Here is a 23,824-nt window from a genome sequence, read left to right as displayed (position 1 = left end):
ACATGCCCCGTATTGCCTTGCTAAGTGCAGTCATCGCCCTGGCCATCGGCCAGGTGCACGCCGCTGATTACAGCGGCGTGGAAAGTAACACCCGAACCTTCCTCGAAGCGTTGGAGAAAGGCGGCGGCAAACCGCTGGAAAGCCTCAGCCCGCAGGATGCACGCGCCGTGCTGGTGGGCGCGCAGAACTCGGTAAAGGTCGACCTCTCCGGGGTCAAGGTCGAAGCCAAAACCATCCAGATCGGCGGCCAGCCGCTGAAACTGATGGTGGTGCGCCCCGAGGGCGTCAAGGGCAAGCCGCCGGTGTTCATGTTTTTCCACGGCGGCGGTTGGGTGCTGGGGGACTACCCGACCCACGCGCGTCTGATTCGCGATCTGGTGGTGAACTCTGGGGCAGTGGCCGTCTATGTCGACTACTCGCCGTCGCCGGAAGCGCACTATCCCATCGCCATCGACCAGGCCTACGCGGCCACCCGCTGGGTGGCCGAGCACGGCAAGGAACTCGGTGTGGACGCCAGCCGCCTGGCTGTGGCCGGCAACAGCGTTGGCGGCAACATGGCCGCCGTGGTGGCGCTCAAGGCCAAGGAGCAGGGTACGCCCAAGCTGCGCTTCCAACTGCTGCTGTGGCCGGTGACCGACGCCAGCTTCGATGACGCGTCCTACAGTCACTTCGCCCAGGGCTACTTCCTCACCCAGCCGATGATGAAGTGGTTCTGGGACAGTTACACCACCGACGCCGCCCAGCGTGCCGACATCCATGCCTCGCCGCTGCGCGCCAGCAGCGAACAGCTCAAGGGCCTGCCACCAGCGCTGGTGCAGACCGCCGAGTTCGACGTGCTGCGTGACGAAGGCGAAGCCTATGCACGCAAGCTGGACGCAGCCAGCGTCGAGGTCACCGCCGTGCGTTACAACGGCATGATTCACGACTACGGCCTGCTCAACCCGCTGGCCCATGCGCCGACCGTGCACACTGCGATGCGCCAGGCCGGTGTCGAGCTGAAGCGGCATCTGCAATGAGTAGCCTCCGGTCTGATGAAGGGCAGGGGGCGGGCGAGCCGGTCACCCTGCTGATCCGCCATCGCGTACGGCCCGTTCAGGCGGCGCAATACGAGGCCTGGCTACGCCGTATCGTCGGCGTCGCGCAGGACTATCCGGGGCATCTCGGGGTGGATGTGATCCGCAGCCATGAACAGGGCTCGCCGCTGTTCATCAGTGTGCTGCGCTTTACCGGGCCGGAGCGTCTGCAGGATTGGCTGGGCTCGGAGGTGCGGCGGCAACTGGTAGCGGAGATAGCGCCACTGTTGCTGGAGGACGAAGCCCTGGAGCTGAACCCGACGCGCGAATTTTGGTTCGCCCCGGCCAGCTCACAACAGCCACAACCACCGCGCTGGAAGCAGGCCTGCGTGAGCTTCCTGGTGATCCTGCCGCTGAGCCTGCTGGTGCCGCTGTTGTGGCACCCGGCATTCGTCGCCTGGCCCTGGCTGGGCGGCTGGTTGCCGAGCAACGTGGTCATCACCCTGAGCATCGTGCTGCTGGTGGTCTACCTGTTCATGCCGCGCGTCACCCGCTGGCTTGCACCCTGGCTGGAAAGCACTAGCAGCAGAGACCGCCATGAGCGATGAGTCCACTTCCAACAGGCGGCGCGTTTTCTTGCCGTCTGGTCCATTCTCGGCGCCGCTGGGGCGCTATAGCCGACGTTGCCGATCTTCGGCGGCGTGCGGCAAGGAGGTTCTTGCATGCATCCCGATCTGATTCTGTTCAACGGCCGTCTGCACACGGTCGACCGTGAAAACCCGCAGGCCACGGCAGTGGCCATCAAGGACGGGCGCTTCATCGCCGTCGGTGGCGACGCCGAGGTCATGCCGCTGCGCGGCGCCGGCACCCAGGTCATCGACTTGCAGCGGCGCACCGTGATCCCCGGCCTCAATGACTCGCACCTGCACCTGATCCGTGGCGGCCTCAATTACAACCTGGAGCTGCGCTGGGAAGGCGTGCCCTCGCTGGCCGATGCCCTGCGCATGCTCAAGACCCAGGCCGAGCGCACCCCGGCGCCGCAGTGGGTGCGTGTGGTCGGTGGCTGGAACGAATTTCAGTTCGCCGAAAAACGTATGCCCACCCTGGAGGAAATCAACCAGGCGGCGCCGGACACCCCGGTGTTCATCCTCCACCTCTACGACCGTGCGCTGCTCAACCGCGCGGCGCTGCGGGTGGTCGGCTACGACCGCAACACGCCCAACCCGCCCGGCGGCGAGATCGTCCGCGACGCCAACGGCGAGCCCACCGGCATGCTGGTGGCGCGGCCCAACGCGATGATCCTCTACGCCACTCTGGCCAAGGGGCCGAAGCTGCCGCTGGAATACCAGGTCAACTCCACCCGCCAGTTCATGCGCGAGCTCAACCGCCTCGGCGTGACCAGCGCCATCGACGCGGGCGGCGGCTTCCAGAACTACCCGGACGACTACCAGGTGATCGAACAACTGGCCAAGGAGGGCCAGCTCAGCGTACGCATCGCCTACAACCTGTTCACCCAGAAACCCAAGGAAGAGCTGGCCGACTTCCAGAACTGGAGCAAGATCGTCAAACCGGGGCAGGGCAGCGACTTCTTCCGCCACAACGGAGCGGGCGAAATGCTGGTGTTCTCCGCCGCCGACTTCGAGGACTTCCTCGAACCGCGCCCGGATCTGCCGCAGAGCATGGAAGATGAGCTGGAACCGGTGGTGCGCCACCTGGTCGAGCAGCGTTGGCCGTTCCGCCTGCACGCCACCTATGACGAGTCCATCTCGCGCATGCTCGACGTGTTCGAGAAGGTCGACCGCGACATTCCCTTCAATGGCCTGCCATGGTTCTTCGACCACGCCGAAACCATCAGCCCGCGCAATATCGAGCGCGTGCGCGCCCTCGGCGGCGGCATCGCGATTCAGGATCGCATGGCCTTCCAGGGTGAATACTTCGTCGACCGCTACGGCGCCAAAGCCGCCGAACAGACCCCGCCGATCCAGCGCATGCTCGCCGAAGGCGTGCCAGTCGGCGCCGGCACCGATGCCACCCGCGTCTCCAGCTACAACCCCTGGACGTCGCTGTACTGGCTGGTCAGCGGCAAGACCGTCGGCGGCCTGGAGCTGTACCCGCAGGGCCTATCGCGCGCCACCGCGCTGCAACTGTTCACCCATGGCAGCGCCTGGTTCTCCAGTGAGCAGGGCAAGAAGGGGCAGATCAAGGTCGGCCAACTGGCGGATCTGGTGGCCTTGTCGGCGGACTTCTTCGCCATCGAGGACGAGCAGATCAAGTGGCTGGAATCGGTGCTCACCGTAGTCGACGGCAAGGTGGTTTACGCCGCCGCCGAATTCGACAAACTCGGCCCGCCTGCACTGCCGGTGATGCCCGACTGGTCACCGGTGGCCCTGGTACCCGGCCACTGGCGGCAGAACGCACCACTGGTGGCCCAGGTACACCAGTGCGTCGGCTCCTGCGCCGTACACGTCCACAACCACGAACGCGCCCGCCTCTCCAACGCCCCAGTCAGCGACTTCCAGGGCTTCTGGGGCGCCTTCGGCTGCTCCTGCTTCGCTTTCTAAAGCAGCACCCCGTATCGCCTTTTGGGCGATGCGGGGAATTTTTGTTTGGGCTGTGGGGATTTGTATTTAGAGGGATTGGCTGCTTTCGGCCTGGAGCAGACGATCACAACCCGCTAGCAACTCATAGCCTGTTTGTCTCAAGTCGAAAGAAAAAGCTCAGCCAAGCACGATTGGATCTGGCCCCAGACGCTGCTCTCTGTCGATAGCGGCAATTGCTCCCATATCATCGGTAGTCAATTCGAAGTCGAACACGCAGTAGTTCTCTCGGATACGAGCTTCCGTGACTGACTTGGGAATGACCACCAGGCCAAGCTGCAGATGCCAGCGGATGATTACCTGAGAGCACGTACGGTCATGCTTAGCCGCAATTTTGCGTACTAGCGGATCGGCGAGTGCTTTCCCCTGCGCCAATGGGCTCCAGGACTCGGTACGAATTCCAAGCTCGGCGTTGCTCTTGCGTAGGTCAGCCCGCTGGAAGTATGGGTGCAGCTCGATCTGGTTCAGGACTGGGGCAACTCCTGTTTCCTCAATCAGGCGCTGCAGGTTATCTGGGTTGAAGTTTGAGACGCCAATGGAGCGGGCCTTGCCTAGCTTCTTGGCCTCGATCATCGCCCTCCAGGTATCAACGAATAGTCCTTTCGCCGGCGCCGGCCAGTGAATGAGTAGCAAGTCGACGTAATCCAGCTTGAGCCTAGCCAGGCTCTTATCCAGAGCTTGGCAAGAAGCTTCAAACCCCTGGTCGGCGTTCCAGATCTTGGTGGTTACGAAGACCTTCTCACGGTCGATACCGGAGTCACGCAGGCCTGCTCCGACACCTTCCTCGTTTTCATAGATCGAGGCGGTATCAATGTGACGGTATCCGATCTTCAGCGCTTGGCTGACGGAGGTGCGGGCTTGCTCTTGGCTTGCTTGCCAAACCCCCAAGCCCAGTTGGGGAATCACATTCCCGTCGGATAGCTCGATCATAGGTTGGTGGTTCGTCATGGTTACCTCACCAGGGATTAACAAAACAGTTCGGAAGCAGTGGAGTGCTCTTTCATCGATGGGATCACTTTGACGGCGATGTGGTTCTTGCCGCTCTTTCCAGCATCACGGAAATGACCATCGCCACGATGCCCAGGAGCGCAAGCAGGGCTCCAACCCACCCCGTTGATGCCCAGCCTAAACCCATAGCGATAGACATCCCGCCGAGGCCCGCTCCCACCGCGTTCGAGATGTTGAAGGCGCTGTGATTGAGTGCGGCAGCAAGTGTCTGTGCGTCTCCGGCGACATTCATCAAGCGCACCTGAAGAGCGGGTACCAGTGCGAAACCACAACCGACCAGGAACAGAACCGCGAGCGTCCCAACCTTCGACGGAGCAAGCAGAGAGAACAACGTCAGGAAAATCACGTTCCACACCATGATGGCGAAGATGGCTCGGATGAGCCCGCGATCCGCTAACCAGCCACCAATCAGGTTGCCAGCGATCATGCCGACGCCCCAGAAGGCCAGCACCATCGGTACCTGGTTGATAGAGAAGCCTGTCACCTCGGTCAGCGTTGGAGTGATGTAGCTGTACACCGCGAACATGCCACCGAAACCGATCGAAGCAGTCGCTAACGTCAGCCATATCAATGGGCGCTTGAGCCCACTCAGCTCGGCCCTAGGACTGGCGTTTGGATCACACGGTACCGACGGGACGTACAGCCAGAACAAGAGCATTGTGGCGATACCCGCTACAGCGAGTGATCCAAAAGCTGCTCTCCAGCCGAACGTTTGACCTATCCAGGTCGCCGCGGGCACACCTATCACGTTGGCGGCCGCAAGACCGGCCATTACATATCCAGCCGCTTGCGCCTTTCGCCCTTCACCCACCATGGCGGTAGCAACCAGGCAGGCAACGCCGTAGTAAGCACCATGAGGTAGTCCTGCCAGAAAGCGTGCGCCCAGCAGACTGAAGTGGTCCCATGCGACAGCACTGGCGGCGTAGCCGATGGCGAATAGTGCGATGAGGGCAATCAAAAGTGCTTTTCGAGACGAGCGTGCTGCCAGGATCGCGATCAGCGGAGCACCAATCACAACACCCAGCGCATACGCGCTGATGTAGCTGCCTGCCGTTGGTATAGACACCCCGGTGCTTTCGGCCAGGCCGGGCAAGAGGCTCATCGAAGCGAACTCACCGGTACCGATGAAAAGGCCTCCAAGCCCGAGGGTGACTATCGCAGTTGCTACGCCATGCGGGGCGTGAATTTCTGAATTGTCTGAGAGACGCTGTGAGGCGCTGGATATCGAGGCCATGGAAGTTCTCGGAAAAAGATGCCCACACCTGCAGAGGTTGGGCAATGCAAAGGAGCAGTAAGAGGTTGCTGCGCTTCAGCGCACTTCGATGGGGTTACTGCGGCGGGGCTACATCAGCGATGTACGCGTTGAACTGCTCGCGGAACGCGGGATGCCAACGAGATAAGGCAGGTCGGTTTTGGATAAGGTCGTCTGCGCTCCACTGCATACGCCGCTGATCCAGTTCGCGACTGACTTCGTTGTCCTCGCAGAAGATGTAGAAGTCGCTACGAGCCAAGCCCTCCAACAAGCGATCAACGACCTGATCGGCTGTCCATGGCGCGTTGGGTTTTGCGGAGCCGGCCGCCATGCCCGGAAAATTCATCGGTGTGAACGTGTAGCCGGGAATCAGTAGATGGGCCGATACGCGGCCATTGGTACGCTCGCGCAGCTCATGCTCAAGGTGCTCGGTCAGCACCTTCACTGCGACCTTCGAAACAGAGTAGGCGGTGTTTCCTGGAGGGGTGGTAATTCCTTCCTTGGAGCCAACATTAACCATTGCGGCTGGGTAGTCTTGGGTGAGCAGGTATTCGACGAACAGCTGCTGGACTGCCAGAACCGCCCAGAAGTTGACCTCCATCGTCTTACGCCACTGTTCCTGGTCGTTCCAAGGGCCAGCCCCTTTGAGAATGGCGGCATTGTTGACCACGAACGATACTTCGCCGAACTCTCGGGCCACGGCAAACAGTTCCTGCAACGCGCTTGGAGACGTTACATCCCCTGTGACGGTGGTTACCTGAGCATTCGCGTTCTCGCCATATAGCGAGAGTACTGCTGCGTCGAGTGCGGTCTGGTTCTTATCGAATAGAACAACCTTCATCCCCAATCGGGACAGGCGACTAGCAATTGCATAGCCGATTCCGACTGCCGCGCCGGTGATGACTGCAACTCGGTTCTGGCGGATAGCTGGATGATCCATGAGTAATCTCCTGGATTGGGATTAGGTGGACGAATCCACGCGAAGAATGACTTCGGTGATCTCAGCGGGCACGCCGATACGAATGGGGAATCCATTCCAGAGGCCAGTTCCATTGCTCGTGTAGAGCGTCATCGCACCGACCTGGTAGGCGCCGGAGATGAAACCTTCGTTGGCGTAGCGGCCCACCTGATCCAGTCCCTTGATCATTCCGCCGTGGGTGTGGCCAGAGAGCTGCAGGGATACGCCTGCTTGGGCGGAGCGATCTGCACCGGCTGGTCGGTGCTTGAGGAGAATGATGGGAGCAGTTTCTGGCACTCCCATGAGCGCAGCATTCAGGTTAGGCCCAGCCATCCCGAATTGAGCGGCAGCTTCGTCGGTAACACCGGCTACGACCAGCGACTCGGTGCCTGCTCCAATCACTACGTGCTCGTTCAGCAGCATCTGTATGCCGAGGCGCTCGAACTCGGTGCGCCACTGTGGCTCGTTGAAGTAGTACTCGTGATTGCCAGGAATGCCGATGATGCCGAGGCTAGCAGTCAGCCCTGCCAGGGGAGCCACATCGAGCTGTCGATCAGTGGTTGTCCCATCCATCAGATCGCCTGTGATCAGAATCAGGTCGGGATTGAGTGCATTGGTACGGGCGACAACCGCTTCTACCCAGGGCGTCTGGAAGAGCTTGCTGATGTGCAGATCTGTCAGCTGCACTACTCGCAGGCCGTCCATCGCTTGCGGCAGATTCTTGATCCTGACTTCCACAGTGCGAACGCCTGGCACCTGCGCCGCTTGGTACACGCCAAATGCCGACAGAAGAAGGGCGAAAGATGCGGCCACGTACCGATTGCTGGGTCCTACCAGCTTTTTGGCTGCACGTATCCGCAGGACTGACAGAATGCCGTTGGCCAGATCTGCCAGCACCACGAATACGAACAGCAGAACGAACGAGCAGAAAGCCCAGCCTGCGACCAACACTGCCCAGCGTGGCATTTCGGGCGAGAACATACTTCCGAACACCCAGATCTGAATCAGGTGGTACTTCGATACCACGAGCAGGACGGCAGCCAGGGCAATACGTCCGCCCTTCGAGATAGGTAAAGGAAAAACGAAACGCCACAGGACGTATAAGTAAGCAAAGCCAAGATAAAGGTGGAACACGGGAAGAACTCGTCTTGGGGCGATGGAGTCAGATCAACTATTGTTGAATTTATTTAATGTTAATCTGTAATTGGAGCAGCTTTGTTTAGGCTTTCTCCATGAGCTATTGAGAAATTCTCAACATTAAAGGCGCCCCGATGCCAGTACTCCCGACCACAAAGCTGTCACGAGCCGACTTAGCCGATCTGAATTCCTTTCTTGCGGTGGAGAGTCATCGCAGCTTCTCCAAAGCGGCCGTTGAACTGGGTATCACCACGTCCGCGCTTAGCCATTCCATTCGAAATCTGGAGACCCGCCTGGGAGTAAGGCTGCTTAACAGAACCAGCCGAACAGTTTCCCCGACAGACGCTGGCGCAACCTTGGCGAAGCGTCTGGCTGTTGGTTTTCAGGAAATTGGAGGGGCGCTGGCGGAAGTAGATCGGCATCGCGACCGTCCTGCAGGTCGCCTGCGTATCAACGTCCTCAGTGACGGGGCTCGACTGCTCTTCAATCGGTGGCTGCCGAAGTACCTGGAAGCCTATCCGGATGTGTCAGTCGAGGTTGCAGTGGATGATCGGATGGTGGACATCCTGGCTGCCGGTTTTGATGCGGGTATCAGGTATGGCGGGACGATCGCTGAAGACTTCATTGCTGTCCCCATCAGCGAACAGCTGCGCTGGGTTGCTGCGGCATCGCCTCGTTACCTCAACCGGACATCGCGGATCCTGGTGCCGGAGGATCTGAAGAACCATAACTGCATTCAGATTCGTACCGGTCAAGGCATTATCTATCGCTGGGACTTCGAGAAGGAAGGCGATCACCGAGTGATTGAGGTACCCGGCCAGCTTTGTGTGAACGAAACCGAGTTTGGTATTCAGATGGCGCTATCGGGCAGAGGCATTACGTACTGCCTTGAGGAGCGCATTGCAGATTACATCTCGCGAGGAGAGCTCCAGGTCGTACTACCTGACTGGGCACCCATTGAGCCGGCATTCCACATCTACTACCCAGGCCGCCGGCAAATGCCTCCAGGTTTGCGTGAGTTAATAGACCTGCTTCGCACCGACTCAGCCACCTGGTAGCTAGTCGTAGAGCTCGCTGCTCGCCAATAGGTGGGTGGTTGATCGATACCTGAGAGTCCCTGAGGACTTTGCCTACGTTTGCTTTTTGGCGAAAGCAGTCGCAGCCAAGATTTGCTGCCATTCTTCTTGGTCAAACCCGGCCCGCCCAATCGCTTTCCCTTGGCCACAGACCAGGCTACTGATCCCGCCAACCCCTACCACCGAGCATTACGACCATCGATAAGGCTGTATGAAAGCTGCGTATCGGATACCCTTGCACCACGAATCAACCAGGATGCTGTGAACTGAACCATGGGTTTCGAACAACTAGCTGAGCTACGTGACCGCCTGCGGGCTGAAAAAGGCCAGGCCAAGGCCGAGAACGCGAAAGAGCAGGTCAAGACCGAGGGCGCCAAGCCGCACAAGCGCAAGCCGCAGCCTAAAGCCAAGCAACGTGAGCAGGATCCGGCCGTTGAGGCGATCTGGCGTTTGCAGAAGCATTTCCCTCTGGCCTTCCCGGTCAATCCAGCACCCAAGGTGCCGCTCAAGGAGGGCATTCTCAAGGATGCCGAGCAGCATCTGGAGTTGCTGGGTATCACTCTGGAGCAGCTCAAGCTGGGCATCGCGGCTTGGTGCCGGGGCGGGCGTTACTGGGCGGCGATGACCGAGAATGCGCCGCGTCTGGATCTGCAGGGCCAGCCCGTTGGTGTGGTGACGGCGCCGCAGGCGCAGCATGCCAAGCAGCAGGCGCGGCGTCAGCGTATGGAGGCGCGGCGTCAGGCCAAGCCGAAAGCCGACGCGCCAGAACAGTCCGTTGAGAGCCACGCGCAGCCTAGTGCGCAATAAGTCATTGGGGTGTCCACGGTTGACGACGAGTCGTGCGTCAACCGCGTCGGCGTGGCTCAAGTGCCGAGCCGTGCTCATGGCGCTATTGCTCTGGCCAATTGGCGCTAAACTCCCTTGCCATGACTGATATCGCTATCTTGCTGTTTCCCGATGTACTGCTGCTGGATGTGGCCGGGCCGGTGGAGGCGTTTTCCATCGCCAATCGCTACCTGTCCGCCGAGCAGCATTACCGCATCCGTACACTGGCTCCGGGCGAGCGTCAGGTACGCGCCTCCTGCGGCCTGCTGATGGTCGCCGACGAGTTGATCGAGGAGGCGCCCGCTGTTGGCCATGATCTGCTGTTGGTGCCTGGCGGGCCAGGCGCTTACAACGACGATCACAGTGCCTTGCATCCATGGCTGCGCCAGGCGGCGGCAGCGGCGCGGCGTTTCGGCTCGATCTGCACCGGGGCGTTTATCCTCGGTCAGGCTGGGTTGCTCGATGGGCGCCGGGTGACCACCCACTGGAACTACACCGAGCGGCTGGCCGGGCGGCATCCGCAGGCGCAGGTGTTGAGCGAGCAGATTTACCTGGCCGACGGCAATCTCTACACCTCGGGTGGTATCACCGCCGGTATCGACCTGGCCCTGGGCATCATCGCCGAGGATCACGGCAAGGCGGTGGCCGTTGCGGTGGCCAAGGTGCTGCTGGTGGCCAAGACGCGTCAGGGCGGGCAGGCGCAGTTCAGCCCGCTGCTGGCCGAGGTGGCGCGCGAGGATACGCCCGTGGCGCGCGCCCAGCGCTATGCGCTGGAGCACCTGGCCGAAGAGCTCGGCGTCGAGACGCTGGCTGGTGTGGCGGGGCTTAGCGCGCGGCATTTCTCCCGGCTATTTAGCCGCGAAGTGGGCATGACGCCGACCGAGTTTGTCCACGACGCGCGTATCGATCATGCCCGGCAATTGCTCGAAAGCACCGATCTGCCGTTGAAGACCATCGCTTTTCGCAGCGGTTTGGGCAGTGTGCGCAGCATGCGCGTGCTGTTCACCGAGCGTCTGGGCCTGACACCTGCGCATTATCGTCACCAGTTCAGTTGATGTCCGAATTTTGCCCCACGATGTCCGCCAGGCGCCCCACGCTGGCGTTCTAAGGCATCGCTGCGGGCGGCATCATCTCTTCCTATATCCAGCACGCACCTCTATCCGCTCCGCGCGGTGGTTGGGGCGTTGGTGTAACCGGGAGGGAGCAAGCCGATGGATACCGGTAACGCGCAGAGCGATCTACCCGCGATTCGTCTGTCGGCCTGGCAATTGTGCCGGGCCAAGCAATTGATCGAGGCGCACCTCGACGAGCCCTTGAGCATCGCCTGGCTGGCGCGTGAGTGCAGCCTGTCACGCTGTCATTTTTCCTGCGCCTTTCATGGCAGTACGGGGGTGTCGCCGCATCAGTGGCTGACCCGTGCGCGGTTGGCGCGGGCGCGTAACCTGTTGCTTGCGGGCAATAGCGTGGCGGCGGTGGCCTGTGCCTGCGGCTTCAACGACCAGGCACATTTCGCTCGGGTATTCTCCCGCTGGCAGGGCCTGGCGCCGAGCCGCTGGCGCTCTGCGCAGCAGCTCGACGGCTGAGCACCTGCTCATGATCTTTCGGCACGGTTTGGCCGCTAATTGGCGAAAGCAGCCGCTCGCGATGTTGTAGGAGCGGCTTTAGCCGCGAGCGCTTTGCGCCCAAAAAAGCTCGGGGCTGAAGCCCCTCCTACATGTTCACCGAGCTCCTTCAGGGTGAACAGGTGCTGAGAGCTCTGCGGCGGGGCAGGCCCGCTGCAGAGCGTGGGCGGATGCTTACTTGGCCTGCAGGGCGAAGTAGCTGGTCATCAGGTTGCGGTAGTTGGGGATGTGCTCGGAGAGCAGGCTGCCGAGGCCTTCGATGTCGTTGCGCCAGTCGCGGTGCAGTTCGCAGGCGACGCTGAACCAGTTCATCAATTGCACGCCAGCGGCGTTCATGCGCGCCCAGGCCGCCTGTTGCACGGTTTTGTCGAAGGTGCCCGAGGCATCGGTGACGACGAACACATCGAAACCCTCGGCGATGGCCGACAGCGCCGGGAAGGTCACGCACACGTCGGTGACCACGCCGGCGATGATCAGTTGCTTGCGCCCGGTTTTCTTCACTGCCGCGACGAAGTCGTCGTTGTCCCAGGCGTTGATCTGGCCGGGGCGGGCGATGTACGGCGCGTCCGGGAACTGCGCCTTCAGCTCCGGCACCAGCGGGCCGTTGGGACCTTGCTCGAAGCTGGTGGTGAGGATGGTCGGTAGGCCGAAGAACTTGGCGACATCGCCCAGGGCCAGCACGTTGTTCTTGAAGTCGCTGGGGGTGAAGTCCTGCACCAGCGAGATCAGGCCGGACTGGTGGTCGATCAGCAATACGGCGGCGTCGTCTTTGTTCAGGCGGTTGTAGGGCTTGCTCATGGTGTGGCTCCTCGTGGGGTGGGTGTTTCACTGACGTGGCGCGGCGAGCAGATGGCGAATGCGAATGGGCTCGTCGGGCATTTGGTAGCGCCGTGCGCGCGCTTCGATGCGTTGCTCGGCGCGGGTGACGCGGTCGTGATGGCGCAGGTGTTCCAGCCAGGATTCGTCGAAGAAGAACTCCTGCCAGCGGGTCGGGTCTTCGGCGTCCTGCACCAGGCCCCAGGAGAAGGCACCGTTGCGCCGACGCATATGTCGCACGTCCTGCATCGCGGTTTGGAAGGCATCGCTGTCGAGCGGGGCGATGCGGTAGTCGAGGGTCACCAGCAGCGGGCCGCGCTCGCGTTCGAGGGCGTCGTCGAGAATCGGTGCAGGCCAGTGCAGCGAGGGCGCCAGATCATCGGCCTTGCTGACCGGTAACACGAAGCGCCAACCCGCCAGCAGGCCAAGTGCGAGTAAGGTGCTGCTGCCAGCGAAGGCGGCGCTCAGCGACACCGTACTGGCCAGCGCGCCCCAGGCCAGCCCGCCGAGCGCCGAGCAGCCGAAGAAGGTCAGGATGTACAGCGACAAGGCGCGTGCTCGCACCCAGGCCGGCACGGCGGTTTGCGCTGAGAGCTGCAGGCTAGACAGTGCCGCGATCCAGGCCATGCCGCTGAGCAGCATCACCGGCACCAGCGCGGGCATGCTGCGCAGCACGGCCAGCCCGCCCAGCACCAGGGCGTAGACCAGGCTGGCGCCGGTCAGCAGGCGGTCATTGCCGTAGCGGTTGCGCAGGCGTGGCAGCAGGGTGGCGCCGAACACCGCGCCGATCCCGACGCAGCCGAGCAGGATGCCGTAGTCCAGCGCGCTGCCGCCGATCTCGCGGCGCACCAGCACCGGCAGCAGCGACATGCCGGCCGAGGCGCCGATGAAGAAGGCCGCGGTGCGTACCAGCACCGCCTGCAGCGAGTGGCTGCTGCGGGCATAGCGCAGGCCCACACGCAGCGCGCCGAACAGGCGTTCGCCCGGCAGTACGCTGTGGCTGGGGGGGCGCTTCCAGCGCGCCAGGGCGACGATTACCGCGAGAAACGAGGCAGCATTGAGGGCGAAGGTCAGCCAGGGGCCGCTGAGGCTGACGAGAATGCCGGCCAGCGCCGGGCCGATGGCACGGGCGACGTTTACACCGAGGCTCGACAGCGCCACGGCGGCGGGCAATTCGGTGTGCCCGACCACCTCCGGCAGCATGGCCGACCAGGCGGGCATCATCAGCGCCGTACCGATGCCCATGGCGAAGGTCAGGCCGAGCAGCAGCTCGACGCTCATCCTGTCGCAGGCCGTGAGCAGGGCCAGGGTCATGGCCACGGCGGCCATCCAGCATTGCACGAGGAGCAGCGAGCGGCGCTTGTCGACGATATCGGCCAGCGCGCCAGCGGGTAGCGCCAGGAGGAATATCGGCAGGGCGCCGGCCACCTGCACGGCGGCCACGGCCAGCGGGCTGGCCGACAGCGAGGTCATCAACCAGCCGGCGCCGACCTCGTGCATCCAGGTGCCGATATTGGAGGCGATGCTGGCCAGCCACAGCGCCAGGAACAAGCGACTGCGCAGCGGCTGCCAGGGGGAACTGGCGCTCGGGGAGGCAGCTTGGGGGNACGTGCAGCTTTGCTGGCAGCACGACGCTGCCAGGCCCGTACACCGGAAAAGCTGACGCAGTTACAGCGCTGGGCTGTGCAGACGGCAGAGCGTATCGGCCACAACAAGGCAGCGGTGGCCCTGGCCAACAAACTGGTGCGGATCTGCTGGGCGGTGTGGTGCCATGAGCGGCGCTTCAATGGCAATTGGCAGAGCGTAAAGCCCGCCTGACGGCGGGGGTAATCAGAAAGGTGTGATGGTTTTCTTGTGGTTGTGGTGAATAGCGAAACTGTCGGAACAGGCGAGTCCTGCAGCGGAACAAGGCCGATAACAAGTGTGATCCCCGTGATCGATTGAACGCTTGGCCCCCGCTGCGCGAACTACAGAATGGCCAGGGCGTGAGCGCCCACAACAGGCCGGATATACGAATGCAACCGCGCTGACGACAGGTTCGAAAAGCTATTGCTCACTACTTGTGGGGAGAGTCCATATACCAGTTGTTAGGCATTCTATGCAACATATTCTGGGGGAGGAAGATCGCCGGATACTGTGTTTGGTGAGAAAATGTACGAGGTGTGGAATCTCTTTTTACCGCGCAGCTTGTTTGGTAAAGATAATAACCAGTTAATGATTCCCGGCGGCGCGTCATAGTAAATATTTAATGTGAATGTCTGGTTCTTCAGGCCCAGTGGCAGGCCGCCGCCTTCTGCGTATTCAAGTAAATCGTTATTGTCGAACTTAAAAAGAAGTTGAGATTGACCTGGCGCGAATTGTGCGACTGTTTGATTTATGAGGCCTCCGATTGTTTCTCTCGGAGAATTTCGCTTTAAGTTGCCCTCAATAGTTATGTTCACATTTTCTGCGCGAACGCCGCCAATGTTTATGAGCGTAAACTGAATAAAAATATCTTGAAATCGTGTCTTGTGCTTTGTAAGTGCGCCATTAGAGCCGTTAGGGATGTCGAACTCCTGCTCCGGGCCAAATCTGTTGCAAACCTGATGATATACCTCAAGCACTGGCCGCTTGTAGTTGCTAACAACCTGTAGGCCAACCCTTAAAGAGCCTGTAATGGCAGAGGCGGGGACTTCGATCATATTTGATTTGCCTAACGTTTGGTTAAGGGGCGGGCTTTAGCCCGTCCCAGTGAGCGCAGCGAACGATTTGAATCTGTTGTTAGGCTATGTAAGATTTATTCTTGTTTCGTCTAGAGGCGATATAGCTTGCTTCTGGGGAGAAACGAAGTTTATGCCTGAAATTGGTGACTCAGTAGATTGGCAAAAGCCCCAATAAGGCCCGCGCTCGCCATCCTTTGGGTAGGCCACGATGCTAATTGAGCTTTCATCCGTGTACTCCGTGTATATGCCAAGAAACATTCTGGATCTAACCACTTCTGGCTCTTTAGAGAACGGATTACGCTCTGGGAGCACCATTCCGAGTACCAACGCCAGATCTTCATCTGGAAGTGCTTTGAGTGCGGCCACTAATTCAAGGTTGGTCATTCTTTCTTGATTGCCTAACGTTTGGTTAAGGGGCGGGCTTTAGCCCGTCCCAGTGAGCGCAGCGAACGATTTGAACCAGTTGTTAGGCGTTCAACACGCTGATGTTTGATTGAGTGTGGTAATCCCCACTGAAATCAGTACTCGTCAGAAGTAGAATTTTCTCCTAATCGGATCAAGGAAATTTTGCGTGAAGACATCGCGTTTTTCGGACAGCCAGATCATCGCCATCCTCAAGCAGGCCGAAGCCGGCAGCCCAGTCCCCGAGCTGTGCCGCGAGCATGGCATCAGCTCGGCGACTTTCTATAAGTGGCGCGCCAAGTTCGGCGGCATGGACGCCTCGTTGATGACCCGGCTGCGTGAGCTGGAGGAGGAGAACCGTCGCCTTAAGAAGATGTATGCCGAGGAGCGCCTAAAGGCCGAGATCATTCAGGAAGCGATAGCAAAAAAGTGGTGAAGCCATCTCGGCGTCGAGAGATGGCGCAGCGCGCAGTTCGCTCGGGCCGAGTCAGCATCAAGCTAGCGTGCCAGGCCTTCGGAGTTAGCGTCACCTGCTATCGCTACCAGTCGCAGTTGTCTTCGGAGAATGCAGAGATTGCCGACCACCTGATTCGCCTCACGCACAACCAGCGCAACTGGGGTTTCGGCCTGTGCTTCCTGTACCTGCGCAACGTGAAAGGTTATCGCTGGAATCACAAGCGGGTGTACCGGATCTATCGGGAGCTGGAGCTGAACCTGCGGATCAAGCCGCGCAAACGCATCGTGCGGGAGAAGCCCGAACCGCTGGCGGTGCCAGAAGCGATCAATCACTGCTGGTCGATGGATTTCATGCATGACCAGTTGGCCGACGGTCGTAGCTTCCGCCTGTTCAATCTGATCGACGACTTCAACCGGGAAGCCCTGGCCATGGATATCGACTTGTCACTGCCGACGGAGCGAGTAGTGCGCGCACTGGATCAAGTCATCGAATGGCGCGGCAAGCCGCAAGCCATTCGCAGCGACAACGGCCCGGAATACATCAGCAGCAAGCTCGTTCTCTGGGCAGAAAAGCATGGCATCCGCCTGGAGCATATCCAACCAGGCAATCCGCAGCAGAACGCCTATGTCGAACGCTACAACCGTACGGTGCGTTACGACTGGCTGGGACATTACTTGTTCGAGTCCATCGTCGAGGTGCAGGAGCATGCAACTCGCTGGGTGTGGACATACAATCACGAACGGCCAAACATGGCCTTGGGAGGTATCACTCCCAAACAGAAGTTGGCCCTCGCGGCCTGACCTCTACTTCTGCCAGGTACTAAAAATGGGGGGATTACCGTGTCAGCCAAATATTATATCTAGTCTGTTATTCCAGTCTTCGCCAAAGCGTTTGGATGGGACGCCTATGCGCACGGTTGGATTGTTTATGTCGGTCGTAGAAAATTGGAAGTGTACATCTCTGTGTGAAAGCACACCGTTTTTTGATACTTCGGTGTAATGGAGTTGCCAGGATTTCATGTATTGGTAATCGACAATTTTTATATTGTCTTTGGATTTTATTAGTAGGATTTTTTTATTTTCTGCATCAAAACAAATATATCCGGTTGAGAATGTACCGAAGCCCAGTTTATTGGTAGAGAATTTTGTGTTGTATTTCTGGTCTTGTGCCTCAATGAGTGCTTCTAGCTCGGTTTTTCCGTGATTCAACCGGTATATTGCTCCGCGAAACATTAGATAGAATAGCCAAAGCCCTAATAGGGTTAACCATAGGAAGATAAGTGGCGAAAAGAATATTGTTGCTATAAACGCAATTGCGCCGGCAATTAATAGCAAAGGTTTTTTCATGCGTTCCTCGTATGGTTTGTTTTGATGCCTAACAGTGATTAGATGGAAGGCGGTACTAACGCGATAGTAGAGCCTTCCATCTAACTCCGCACCATCGTCATTCCCACCACAAAGCAAATCTATTTAAATCAATACCTTATCGCGCCTCAACTGACTTGCCAACGTATTCGCTTGACCTCTTCTTTTTGCTCCAGCATGGCGCTGGGTACAGCGTCGATGGATGGCGCTTTCCCATCCGCCGTTTGCTGTGCCTGCTCGCTACTTGCTGGCGAAAGCCTTAACTCGCACAAAGGCGACCCCCAGGGCAGCCGCAACAAGCACGGCATGTCATAACGTGCAGCAGAGCCACCTGCACATAAACGGGCCACGCCCGCATCAAGCAGTCTTACGCACATTCAGGAGCGCGACGGTTTGAGCCCGGACAAACGCGGCAGCAGCGCTCGCTCGAACAGTCTTGGGAAGAAGCGCGCCAGCACCCGCGCACGCCAGTCGACGTTGGACAGTACCAGCAGGCGCTTGCGCTTGAGCGCGCCGTGGTAGATCGCTTCGGCGACGTCTTGTGGCGAGGCCACTTTGCCCATCGCCAGTGCAGGCTGCGCCGCCACCGAGCCGTCGCCGACCAGGGCGTTCTTGCGCAGGTCGGTGGCGGTGAAGCCGGGGCACACCAGCATGACGTTCACGCCCGAGCCCTTGAGTTCGTAGCGCAGGGTTTCGAACAGGCCATGCAGGGCATGCTTGCTGGCGTTGTAGGCGCTGCGGTAGAGCAACGGGGCGATGCCCGACAGTGAACTGAGTACGATGATTTGGCCGCTGCGGGCGATGAGGCTGGGCAGGGCCGCCTGGGTGCAATGCAGGGCGCCGAAGTAGTTGACTGCCATGATCCGCTGAAACACCTCCTGGCGGGTGTCGGCGAAGGCGCTGCGGTGGGTGACGCCAGCATTGTTGACCAGTACGTCGATGCCGCCGAAGTGCTCGATCGTCAGCGCCACCGCGCGTTGCACCGCAGCGGCGTCAGCCACGTCGCAGAGCAGGCCGAGCGCCTCGGCATTGTGGTGGTCGGCCAGGTGCTGCACCAGGCTATCGAGCGCGGCTTGGTCGAGGTCGAGGATGACCAGGCGCGCACCGGCCTGGGCCATCCGCATGACCAGCGCACGTCCGATACCGGCACAGCCGCCCGTGACCAGCACCACTTTGCGTTCGAAGACCTTGTTGGCGAATACTTTGCGATGCATCTGCGCACTCCCCTTCAACCCTGTCTGCCTACAGCATGAACATGCCAGATTGCCCCAGCCTGGGCCACAGCCTCGCGCTCGGGTATCCTCGCCACCTTCCCAGCATAGTCGTCGCCACTGCCATGTCCTTGCCTCGCTTTGCCCGCCTGTTCGCACTCACTCTGGTGCTGCTGCTCGGCGCGTTGTGTGCGCTGATTTATGCACTGACCTGGCAGCCGCAAGCGCGCGAGCAGGCGCCGAGTGCCTGCAACGGCCAGGTGCCGCCGCTACAGCCGGGCCAGGCGCTCAAGGTGATGACCTGGAACGTGCAGTACCTGGCGGGCAAGCACTATGTGTTCTGGTATGACCTGCCCGGTGGCGATGGCCCGGACGAGCGCCCGAGCAGTGAGGATCTGGCCACCACCCTCGATGAGGTGGTACGCATCCTGCTGGATGAAAAGCCCGATGTGGTGCTGCTGCAGGAGGTGCACGACGGAGCACGCGCCAGCGACTATCAGGATCAGCTCGCCCTGCTACAAGAGCGCCTGGGCGACCTTTATCCCTGCGCCAGCCAGGCCCTCTATTGGAAGGCGGGCTTCGTCCCGCACCCGCATATTCTCGGCAGCGTCGGCATGAAGCTGGCCACCCTGAGCCGCTTCCAGATCGCCCGCGCCGAGCGCCTGCAACTGCCGGAGCCGCCCAGCAATCCGATCAGCCATTTATTCCAGCTCAAGCGCGCGCTGCTGGTCAGTTACCTGCCGATCCGTGGCGGCGGCGAGCTGGTGGCCATCAACACGCACTTCGATGCCTTCGCCCAGGGCGATGACACCATGCAGCGCCAGGTGGCGATGACCGATGAGCTGCTGCAGCAATTGCAGAAAACGGACGCGCCCTGGCTGCTCGGCGGCGACCTTAACCTGCTGCCGCCCGGTCAGTTTGAGCATCTGCCGCCAAGCCAACGCGGCTGGTACACCGCCGACAGTGAGTTGCTGGCTCTGGCCAGCCGCTACCCGATGATCCCCAGCCTGTCGCAGGCCAATGGTAGCGAGCAGGCGCAGTGGTACACCCACTTCCCCAACGACCCGGCGGCCAGCGGCCCGGATCGCACCCTCGACTATCTGTTCTACAGCCAGCAACTGACGCCCTTCAGCAGCCAGGTTCGCCAGCACGACACGCTGTCGATCTCCGACCATCTGCCGGTCATTGGCCGCTTCTTCCTGCCGCACGGGCAGTAGCCGCGATCATCGTCGACCTCACTGAATCGTGTAGCTGAAGGTGTTTTTCACGTTGGCCACGGCCACGGCATGGCCGTTGACCACGCGCGGCTGATAACGAAAGGTCTTGGCCGCCGCCAGCGAGGGTTTGACGAACAGTGGGTGGCAGTCGCCGACCACGCGCGGATCTTCCACCCGGCCCGCGGCATTGACCGTGTAGGCCACGGTGCATTCGCCCTCGATCCTGCGTTGCAGCGCTTTGGCCGGGTAGTCCGGCGCCTGCTTGGCGATGGGCAGATATTGCCGACTGGCCGCCTCGGCTTCGGCACGGGCAGCGGCGGCGGCATCCTGCGCGGCCTGGCGTTCGGCTGCGGCCTGGCGCGCCTGGGCCAGTTGCTGCGCCTTGAGCTGCGCCTGACGCGCCTGTTCTTCTCGGGCGCGCGCTTCACGTGCCAGTCGTTCCTGGCGCTGCGCCTCTTCCCGGCGCTGCTGGCGTTCACGCGCCTGCTTCTGCACCTTTTCCTCACGCTGCTGTTCCATCCGTTTGAAGGCCAGATCGGCCTGTTCCAGCGGCGGCGCGGCAACTATCGGCTCAGGTATGGGCGCCGGTGCTGGTGCCGGAGCGGGAACAGGCGGCTGCATCGCGACGGGCTCCGGGGTTGGTGGCACAGGCGCAGGCAAGGTAATCAGTTGCGTGGTCAACACCTTGGCCACGGGCGTAGGCAGCGTGATTGGCTGGCTCAGGCTGAACAGCACATAAGCCAGGCCAACATGCAGGGCCAGCGCCACGCCAAAGGCAACGCCATGTTCACGCCAGGCCGGCCAGACTGCAGTGGACGCGGGCATCTCCAGGGTCAGGCTGCTCATTTCAGGGCGCCTCGGTGATAAGGCCCAGGTGGCTGACGCCGCCGCGCTGCAGCTCGGCGATACCGGCCACCACGGCGGCGTAATCGGCATGCTGATCGGCGCGCACATACACCTGGGTATCGGGCCTGGCGGCGACCAAAGCGGCGATCTTCTCGCGCATTTCGTCTTTGTCCACGGCGCTGTCGGTCTGCGCCTCGATGTTCACCTCGCTGCCCAGGTTCCAGTAGAAGCTGCCATCGGCTTTCACCGAGAGGGTGACGATGCGCTGCTCACCCGGCGTCGGCAGCGCCTCGGCGGCCACCTTGGGCAGCTCGATCTGCACGCCCTGCACCAGCATCGGCGCGGTGACCATGAAGATCACCAGCAGCACCAGCATCACGTCGATATAAGGCACCACATTCATTTCGGCCTTCAGGCCGTGCTTGTGCGTCGGTCGAACCAGCATCGTGCGATCCTCCTCAGGCTGCGGCGGCGACGTTCGGCGCCGCGCCATTGAGGCGGCGATGCAGACGGCCCTGCAGCTCGTTGCCGAAGGCGTAATAGCGGGCAATGAGCGTCTGGCTGCGCGCCGAGAAGCGGTTGTAGGCCATCACCGCCGGGATCGCCGCGAACAGGCCGATGGCGGTGGCGATCAGTGCTTCGGCGATGCCCGGCGCCACGGTGGACAACGTCGCCTGCTGCACCTGGGACAAGCCGAGGAAGGAATTCATGATCCCCCACACGGTGCCGAACAGGCCGATATAGGGACTCACCGAACCGACGGTGGCGAGAAACGGCAGGCCCTTTTCCAGACGTTCTTCCTGCTCGGCGATGGCCACCGCCAGGCTGCGTTCAACGCCGTCGAGCACGCTGTCCGGGCTGCCAGCGGCATAGGGCTGCAGTTGGCTGAAGCTCTGGTAACCCGCCAGGAAGATACGCTGCAGGGCGGCATCGTTTGGCAGCTCTTGTTGGCTGCCTTCGCGGTACAGGGCGCTGATTTCATCGGTGCGAAAACGCTTGAGGAAGGCCTTGGCCATTTGCTCGCTGCGGCGCAGCACCGCGCCGCGCTGGACGATCAGATACCAACTGAGCAACGAGGCCAGCAGCAGGCAGAGCATCACCACCTGTACGACGATGCTGGCATCACTGATCAGTCCCCAGATGGTCATGTGTTCGAAATGGGCTTGGTTTTGCATCATGCTTTCCTTCAATGGCTTGAGCCCTCGGGCTCTCATTGGAAAACCGCGACGTTGCATACCGATGACAGGTGCAACGCCGCTCGTCTCACTCCAGCCCCAGCGCGGCGGCAACCGCTGTCCAGGGCACGTATTTGTAGTTCTGGTTGTCTTCGGGCATGCGCTTGCGACCGTCCTGTACAACCAGCAGCCCCTTGCTCCATGGGCCGCCGAGGTTGGCGGAGCTGATGTCTAGGCCGTCGGTTTCCGAAGCGCCGTCGATGCCGCGTGCGGCATTGAGGCCGATGCGAAAACTGCCGCGCAGCCGATACGGCGCCTGCGCCTCGACCACCACGTAGCTGTCGTTGCCCTGACTGGAGATCACCAGGTAGTCGCGCGTGTCGCCGTGATAGAGGCCCAAGCCTTCGATGTCGTCCTTGAGCGGGCCACCCACGGCGATCACCTGGGTGAAAGTGGCTGGCGCCTCGGCGCGGGCATCCAGCGCCCACACCGCTACGTCTTCCTCGCCGATGTACAGGCGCTGATTGCGGTCATCGGCAACGCAGCCCTCGGGTTGGCTGGCAGTGTTGAAGCGCCGCAGCAGCTCGCCGCGAGCCTTGCCATGCGTGCCGCTCAAGCGGTATTGCAGGAAGGTGCCGTCCTTGTCGTTGACGATGGCATCGATGGCGCCGTCGCGATTCTGGAACAGGCACAGGCCGTAGATTTCCTTGAGCGGCGTGGCGACCTGGCCGATGTCGGCAAGCACGCCGCTGCTGCGGTCGATGGCGAACAGGTGCAGGCTGTTGGTATCTCGGTTGCTGGCCACAGCCAGATCGACCTGGCGGCTACCCAGGGTAAAACCTGGGCGCAGGTCGACATTGTTCAGGCGCCCGACGCGTAAGTCCTGCACCTGCTTGCCGGCCAGGTCATAGACCAGCAAGCCGCCCTGCTTGTCGGTGCCTAGCACACGACTGCGCTCGGGGTGAGTCGGGTTGACCCAGATCGCCGGATCATCGGCGGCATCGCCCAGGCTCGGCGCCACGTCGGTTTGCACCTGCGGCGTGAGCATCGGGATCAGCGGCGGCGCAGGGCTCTTGTGCGGTTGCCAGTTCAGCGAGGCGCTGCGGGCGCCCTGTTCGTCGACCAGCAGCAGGTCGAGGCCTTGCGCCGAAGCCCGCGCGCTGATGCCCTCGGGCTTGTCGAGGCTGGCCAGGCTGAGTACACCGGCACGCTGCCACTGCTCGGCGTGGCGCTGGAACAGGTGCAGATTGGCGGCGTGGGCATCGAGCAGCAACAAGGCATCAGGCAGCACCGCCATGCCATCGGCAGATGCCTGCAGCGCACCGAACGGCGTGACCATTTCCACGGGTTCACGCTGCAAGGGGGCTTCGGCGCCCGCCTCGTAGCGCCACAGCCCCACGCCCTCTTCGTTGACGTAGAGGCTGGCCGAACGGTCGTCGACCTGGCAGCGGCTGCTGCTCGGCGGCAAGCTCAAAGCACGCACGCGCCGCGCCTGCGCCAGGGGCTGGCCGCGCTCGGCCACCAGCCACTGCTCGCCAATACCCTCCTCGCCGACCAGAAACAGCAAGTCATTGCGCGCCTCATCGCGATACAAACACAGCCCCTCGATGGCGAAATCGGTCTTGGGCAGGTAGCGCGGCGCGCTCCATTGCCGCTGCCCGTCGAGCCTTGTCAGCAGGGCTTGCTGGCGTTTCTTGTCGACAGTGGCGACCAGCACGCCCTCGACGTCGGCGCGATGGTCGAGCGCGGCGAAACGCCCCGGCAGTTCACTGACGACCTGCCCGTCTTGATCGATCAACTGCAGGCTCTTGGCGCTGATCTGCAAGCGTTCGGCACCGCCCAGAAACGGCAGCGGCGCCAGCCACTGGGTGTTTTCAGTGGCGATCAGATGATCGCTGATGGTCAGCGCAGGCGCAGCGGCAGCGGCCTGCGGCGCCTCGTTACTCTGGCACGCGGCCAGGGTGATACAGAGCCCCAGCAGGGGCAGATTGAACAGTCGCATAGATTGAGAATTTCCTGGATCAATTACCGGGTTGCAGTGACCTGAAATGTGTTCCAGGTCGCCGGATACAGCTTTGCGTTTTTCCCAAAACTGCCTGCGATATGGCGGTGATCGTGTGGATTAGGCTTTAGCCGCGAGCCTTTG

The 23,824-nt window shown here is 61.2% G+C and carries 21 protein-coding genes and 2 pseudogenes; 10 read left to right on the top strand and 13 right to left on the bottom strand.

What is annotated here, in order from left to right; all coding sequences use genetic code 11:
- The first annotated feature begins 2 nt into the window (after positions 1 to 2).
- The 3 genes from AERO9A_RS03045 to AERO9A_RS03035 all read left to right on the top strand — a co-directional run bounded on the left by AERO9A_RS03045 (position 3) and on the right by AERO9A_RS03035 (position 3,574).
- Complete coding sequence (locus tag AERO9A_RS03045; protein WP_159970428.1) at positions 3 to 1,016, top strand: alpha/beta hydrolase; 1,014 nt, start codon at positions 3 to 5, stop codon at positions 1,014 to 1,016.
- Positions 1,013 to 1,621 carry an antibiotic biosynthesis monooxygenase gene (locus tag AERO9A_RS03040; protein WP_159970427.1) on the top strand — a complete coding sequence of 203 codons (609 nt, stop codon included), beginning with the start codon at positions 1,013 to 1,015 and terminating at the stop codon, positions 1,619 to 1,621. Before AERO9A_RS03045 ends, AERO9A_RS03040 begins: the two co-directional genes overlap by 4 nt.
- A gap of 114 nt (positions 1,622 to 1,735) precedes the next feature.
- Positions 1,736 to 3,574 carry an amidohydrolase gene (locus AERO9A_RS03035; protein WP_159970426.1) on the top strand — a complete coding sequence of 613 codons (1,839 nt, stop codon included), beginning with the start codon at positions 1,736 to 1,738 and terminating at the stop codon, positions 3,572 to 3,574.
- A 156-nt stretch (positions 3,575 to 3,730) separates the two neighbouring features.
- Here the strand turns inward: AERO9A_RS03035 and AERO9A_RS03030 are convergent, their stop codons facing one another.
- The 4 genes from AERO9A_RS03030 to AERO9A_RS03015 form a co-directional block, all read right to left on the bottom strand.
- The gene (locus tag AERO9A_RS03030; protein ID WP_159970425.1) at positions 3,731 to 4,558 is read right to left on the bottom strand and encodes an aldo/keto reductase; all 828 of its coding nucleotides are present in this window, start codon (positions 4,556 to 4,558) and stop codon (positions 3,731 to 3,733) included.
- A gap of 64 nt (positions 4,559 to 4,622) precedes the next feature.
- Complete coding sequence (locus AERO9A_RS03025) at positions 4,623 to 5,852, bottom strand: MFS transporter (RefSeq protein WP_159970424.1); 1,230 nt, start codon at positions 5,850 to 5,852, stop codon at positions 4,623 to 4,625.
- 94 nt (positions 5,853 to 5,946) lie between these two features.
- Positions 5,947 to 6,810 carry an SDR family oxidoreductase gene (locus tag AERO9A_RS03020; RefSeq protein ID WP_159970423.1) on the bottom strand — a complete coding sequence of 288 codons (864 nt, stop codon included), beginning with the start codon at positions 6,808 to 6,810 and terminating at the stop codon, positions 5,947 to 5,949.
- A 21-nt stretch (positions 6,811 to 6,831) separates the two neighbouring features.
- Positions 6,832 to 7,962, bottom strand: a complete 1,131-nt coding sequence (locus AERO9A_RS03015; RefSeq protein ID WP_159970422.1) for a metallophosphoesterase — start codon at positions 7,960 to 7,962, stop codon at positions 6,832 to 6,834.
- Positions 7,963 to 8,099: 137 nt separating this feature from the next.
- Here AERO9A_RS03015 and AERO9A_RS03010 point away from each other — a divergent pair, with 137 nt between their 5' ends.
- The 4 genes from AERO9A_RS03010 to AERO9A_RS02995 all read left to right on the top strand — a co-directional run bounded on the left by AERO9A_RS03010 (position 8,100) and on the right by AERO9A_RS02995 (position 11,449).
- Entirely contained in the window at positions 8,100 to 9,023 is a 924-nt protein-coding gene (locus tag AERO9A_RS03010; RefSeq protein ID WP_159970421.1) for a LysR family transcriptional regulator, read from the top strand.
- A gap of 291 nt (positions 9,024 to 9,314) precedes the next feature.
- The gene (locus AERO9A_RS03005) at positions 9,315 to 9,848 is read left to right on the top strand and encodes a ProQ/FinO family protein (protein WP_159970420.1); all 534 of its coding nucleotides are present in this window, start codon (positions 9,315 to 9,317) and stop codon (positions 9,846 to 9,848) included.
- A gap of 119 nt (positions 9,849 to 9,967) precedes the next feature.
- Positions 9,968 to 10,921 carry a GlxA family transcriptional regulator gene (locus tag AERO9A_RS03000; protein WP_159970419.1) on the top strand — a complete coding sequence of 318 codons (954 nt, stop codon included), beginning with the start codon at positions 9,968 to 9,970 and terminating at the stop codon, positions 10,919 to 10,921.
- Positions 10,922 to 11,077: 156 nt separating this feature from the next.
- The gene (locus AERO9A_RS02995) at positions 11,078 to 11,449 is read left to right on the top strand and encodes a helix-turn-helix domain-containing protein (protein ID WP_159970418.1); all 372 of its coding nucleotides are present in this window, start codon (positions 11,078 to 11,080) and stop codon (positions 11,447 to 11,449) included.
- 213 nt (positions 11,450 to 11,662) lie between these two features.
- Here the strand turns inward: AERO9A_RS02995 and ycaC are convergent, their stop codons facing one another.
- Together ycaC and AERO9A_RS02985 are read right to left on the bottom strand one after the other, a co-directional pair.
- On the bottom strand, positions 11,663 to 12,286 hold the full coding sequence (gene ycaC / locus AERO9A_RS02990; protein ID WP_159970417.1) for an isochorismate family cysteine hydrolase YcaC: 624 nt from the start codon (positions 12,284 to 12,286) through the stop codon (positions 11,663 to 11,665).
- Between the two features lie 27 nt (positions 12,287 to 12,313).
- Positions 12,314 to 13,910: pseudogene (locus AERO9A_RS02985) on the bottom strand (MFS transporter); the annotation flags it as partial.
- Between the two features lies 1 nt (position 13,911).
- Between AERO9A_RS02985 and AERO9A_RS02980 the strand changes: the two are divergent.
- A pseudogene (locus tag AERO9A_RS02980) lies at positions 13,912 to 14,122 on the top strand (IS110 family transposase); the annotation flags it as partial.
- Between the two features lie 278 nt (positions 14,123 to 14,400).
- On the opposite strand, the gene AERO9A_RS02975 reads toward AERO9A_RS02980, so the two are convergent.
- Positions 14,401 to 14,985, bottom strand: coding sequence for a hypothetical protein (locus AERO9A_RS02975; protein WP_159970416.1), 585 nt, complete (start codon positions 14,983 to 14,985; stop codon positions 14,401 to 14,403).
- Positions 14,986 to 15,577: 592 nt separating this feature from the next.
- Between AERO9A_RS02975 and AERO9A_RS02970 the strand changes: the two genes are divergently transcribed.
- Positions 15,578 to 16,665, top strand: a protein-coding gene (locus AERO9A_RS02970; protein WP_159970415.1) for an IS3 family transposase whose coding sequence is annotated in 2 segments (ribosomal slippage) — positions 15,578 to 15,827 and positions 15,827 to 16,665 — 1,089 coding nt in all. Because the reading frame shifts where the segments join, the coding sequence is not laid out codon by codon here.
- Positions 16,666 to 16,707: 42 nt separating this feature from the next.
- Here AERO9A_RS02970 and AERO9A_RS02965 read toward each other — a convergent pair.
- Together AERO9A_RS02965 and AERO9A_RS02960 are read right to left on the bottom strand one after the other, a co-directional pair.
- Positions 16,708 to 17,211, bottom strand: a complete 504-nt coding sequence (locus AERO9A_RS02965; protein ID WP_159970414.1) for a hypothetical protein — start codon at positions 17,209 to 17,211, stop codon at positions 16,708 to 16,710.
- A gap of 395 nt (positions 17,212 to 17,606) precedes the next feature.
- Positions 17,607 to 18,443 (bottom strand): SDR family oxidoreductase, encoded by an 837-nt coding sequence (locus AERO9A_RS02960; protein WP_159970413.1) that lies wholly within the window; start codon positions 18,441 to 18,443, stop codon positions 17,607 to 17,609.
- A gap of 122 nt (positions 18,444 to 18,565) precedes the next feature.
- On the opposite strand from AERO9A_RS02960, the gene AERO9A_RS02955 reads away from it, so the two are divergent.
- Positions 18,566 to 19,657, top strand: coding sequence for an endonuclease/exonuclease/phosphatase family protein (locus AERO9A_RS02955; protein WP_159970412.1), 1,092 nt, complete (start codon positions 18,566 to 18,568; stop codon positions 19,655 to 19,657).
- An 18-nt stretch (positions 19,658 to 19,675) separates the two neighbouring features.
- On the opposite strand, the gene AERO9A_RS02950 is transcribed toward AERO9A_RS02955, so the two are convergent.
- The 4 genes from AERO9A_RS02950 to AERO9A_RS02935 form a co-directional block, all read right to left on the bottom strand.
- Positions 19,676 to 20,503 carry an energy transducer TonB gene (locus AERO9A_RS02950; protein WP_159970411.1) on the bottom strand — a complete coding sequence of 276 codons (828 nt, stop codon included), beginning with the start codon at positions 20,501 to 20,503 and terminating at the stop codon, positions 19,676 to 19,678.
- A 1-nt stretch (position 20,504) separates the two neighbouring features.
- The gene (gene tolR / locus AERO9A_RS02945) at positions 20,505 to 20,948 is read right to left on the bottom strand and encodes a protein TolR (protein ID WP_159970410.1); all 444 of its coding nucleotides are present in this window, start codon (positions 20,946 to 20,948) and stop codon (positions 20,505 to 20,507) included.
- Between the two features lie 13 nt (positions 20,949 to 20,961).
- Entirely contained in the window at positions 20,962 to 21,678 is a 717-nt protein-coding gene (gene tolQ / locus AERO9A_RS02940) for a protein TolQ (RefSeq protein ID WP_159970409.1), read from the bottom strand.
- Between the two features lie 88 nt (positions 21,679 to 21,766).
- Entirely contained in the window at positions 21,767 to 23,680 is a 1,914-nt protein-coding gene (locus AERO9A_RS02935) for a phytase (protein ID WP_159970408.1), read from the bottom strand.
- Positions 23,681 to 23,824: the final 144 nt, after the last annotated feature.

Origin of the sequence: Pseudomonas sp. 8Z (genome assembly GCF_902506535.1) — a bacterium.
In the GTDB taxonomy this organism is placed as follows: domain Bacteria; phylum Pseudomonadota; class Gammaproteobacteria; order Pseudomonadales; family Pseudomonadaceae; genus Aquipseudomonas.
Note: the sequence above shows the minus strand (reverse complement) of the source record. Positions and strands in the feature narration are given on the sequence as shown.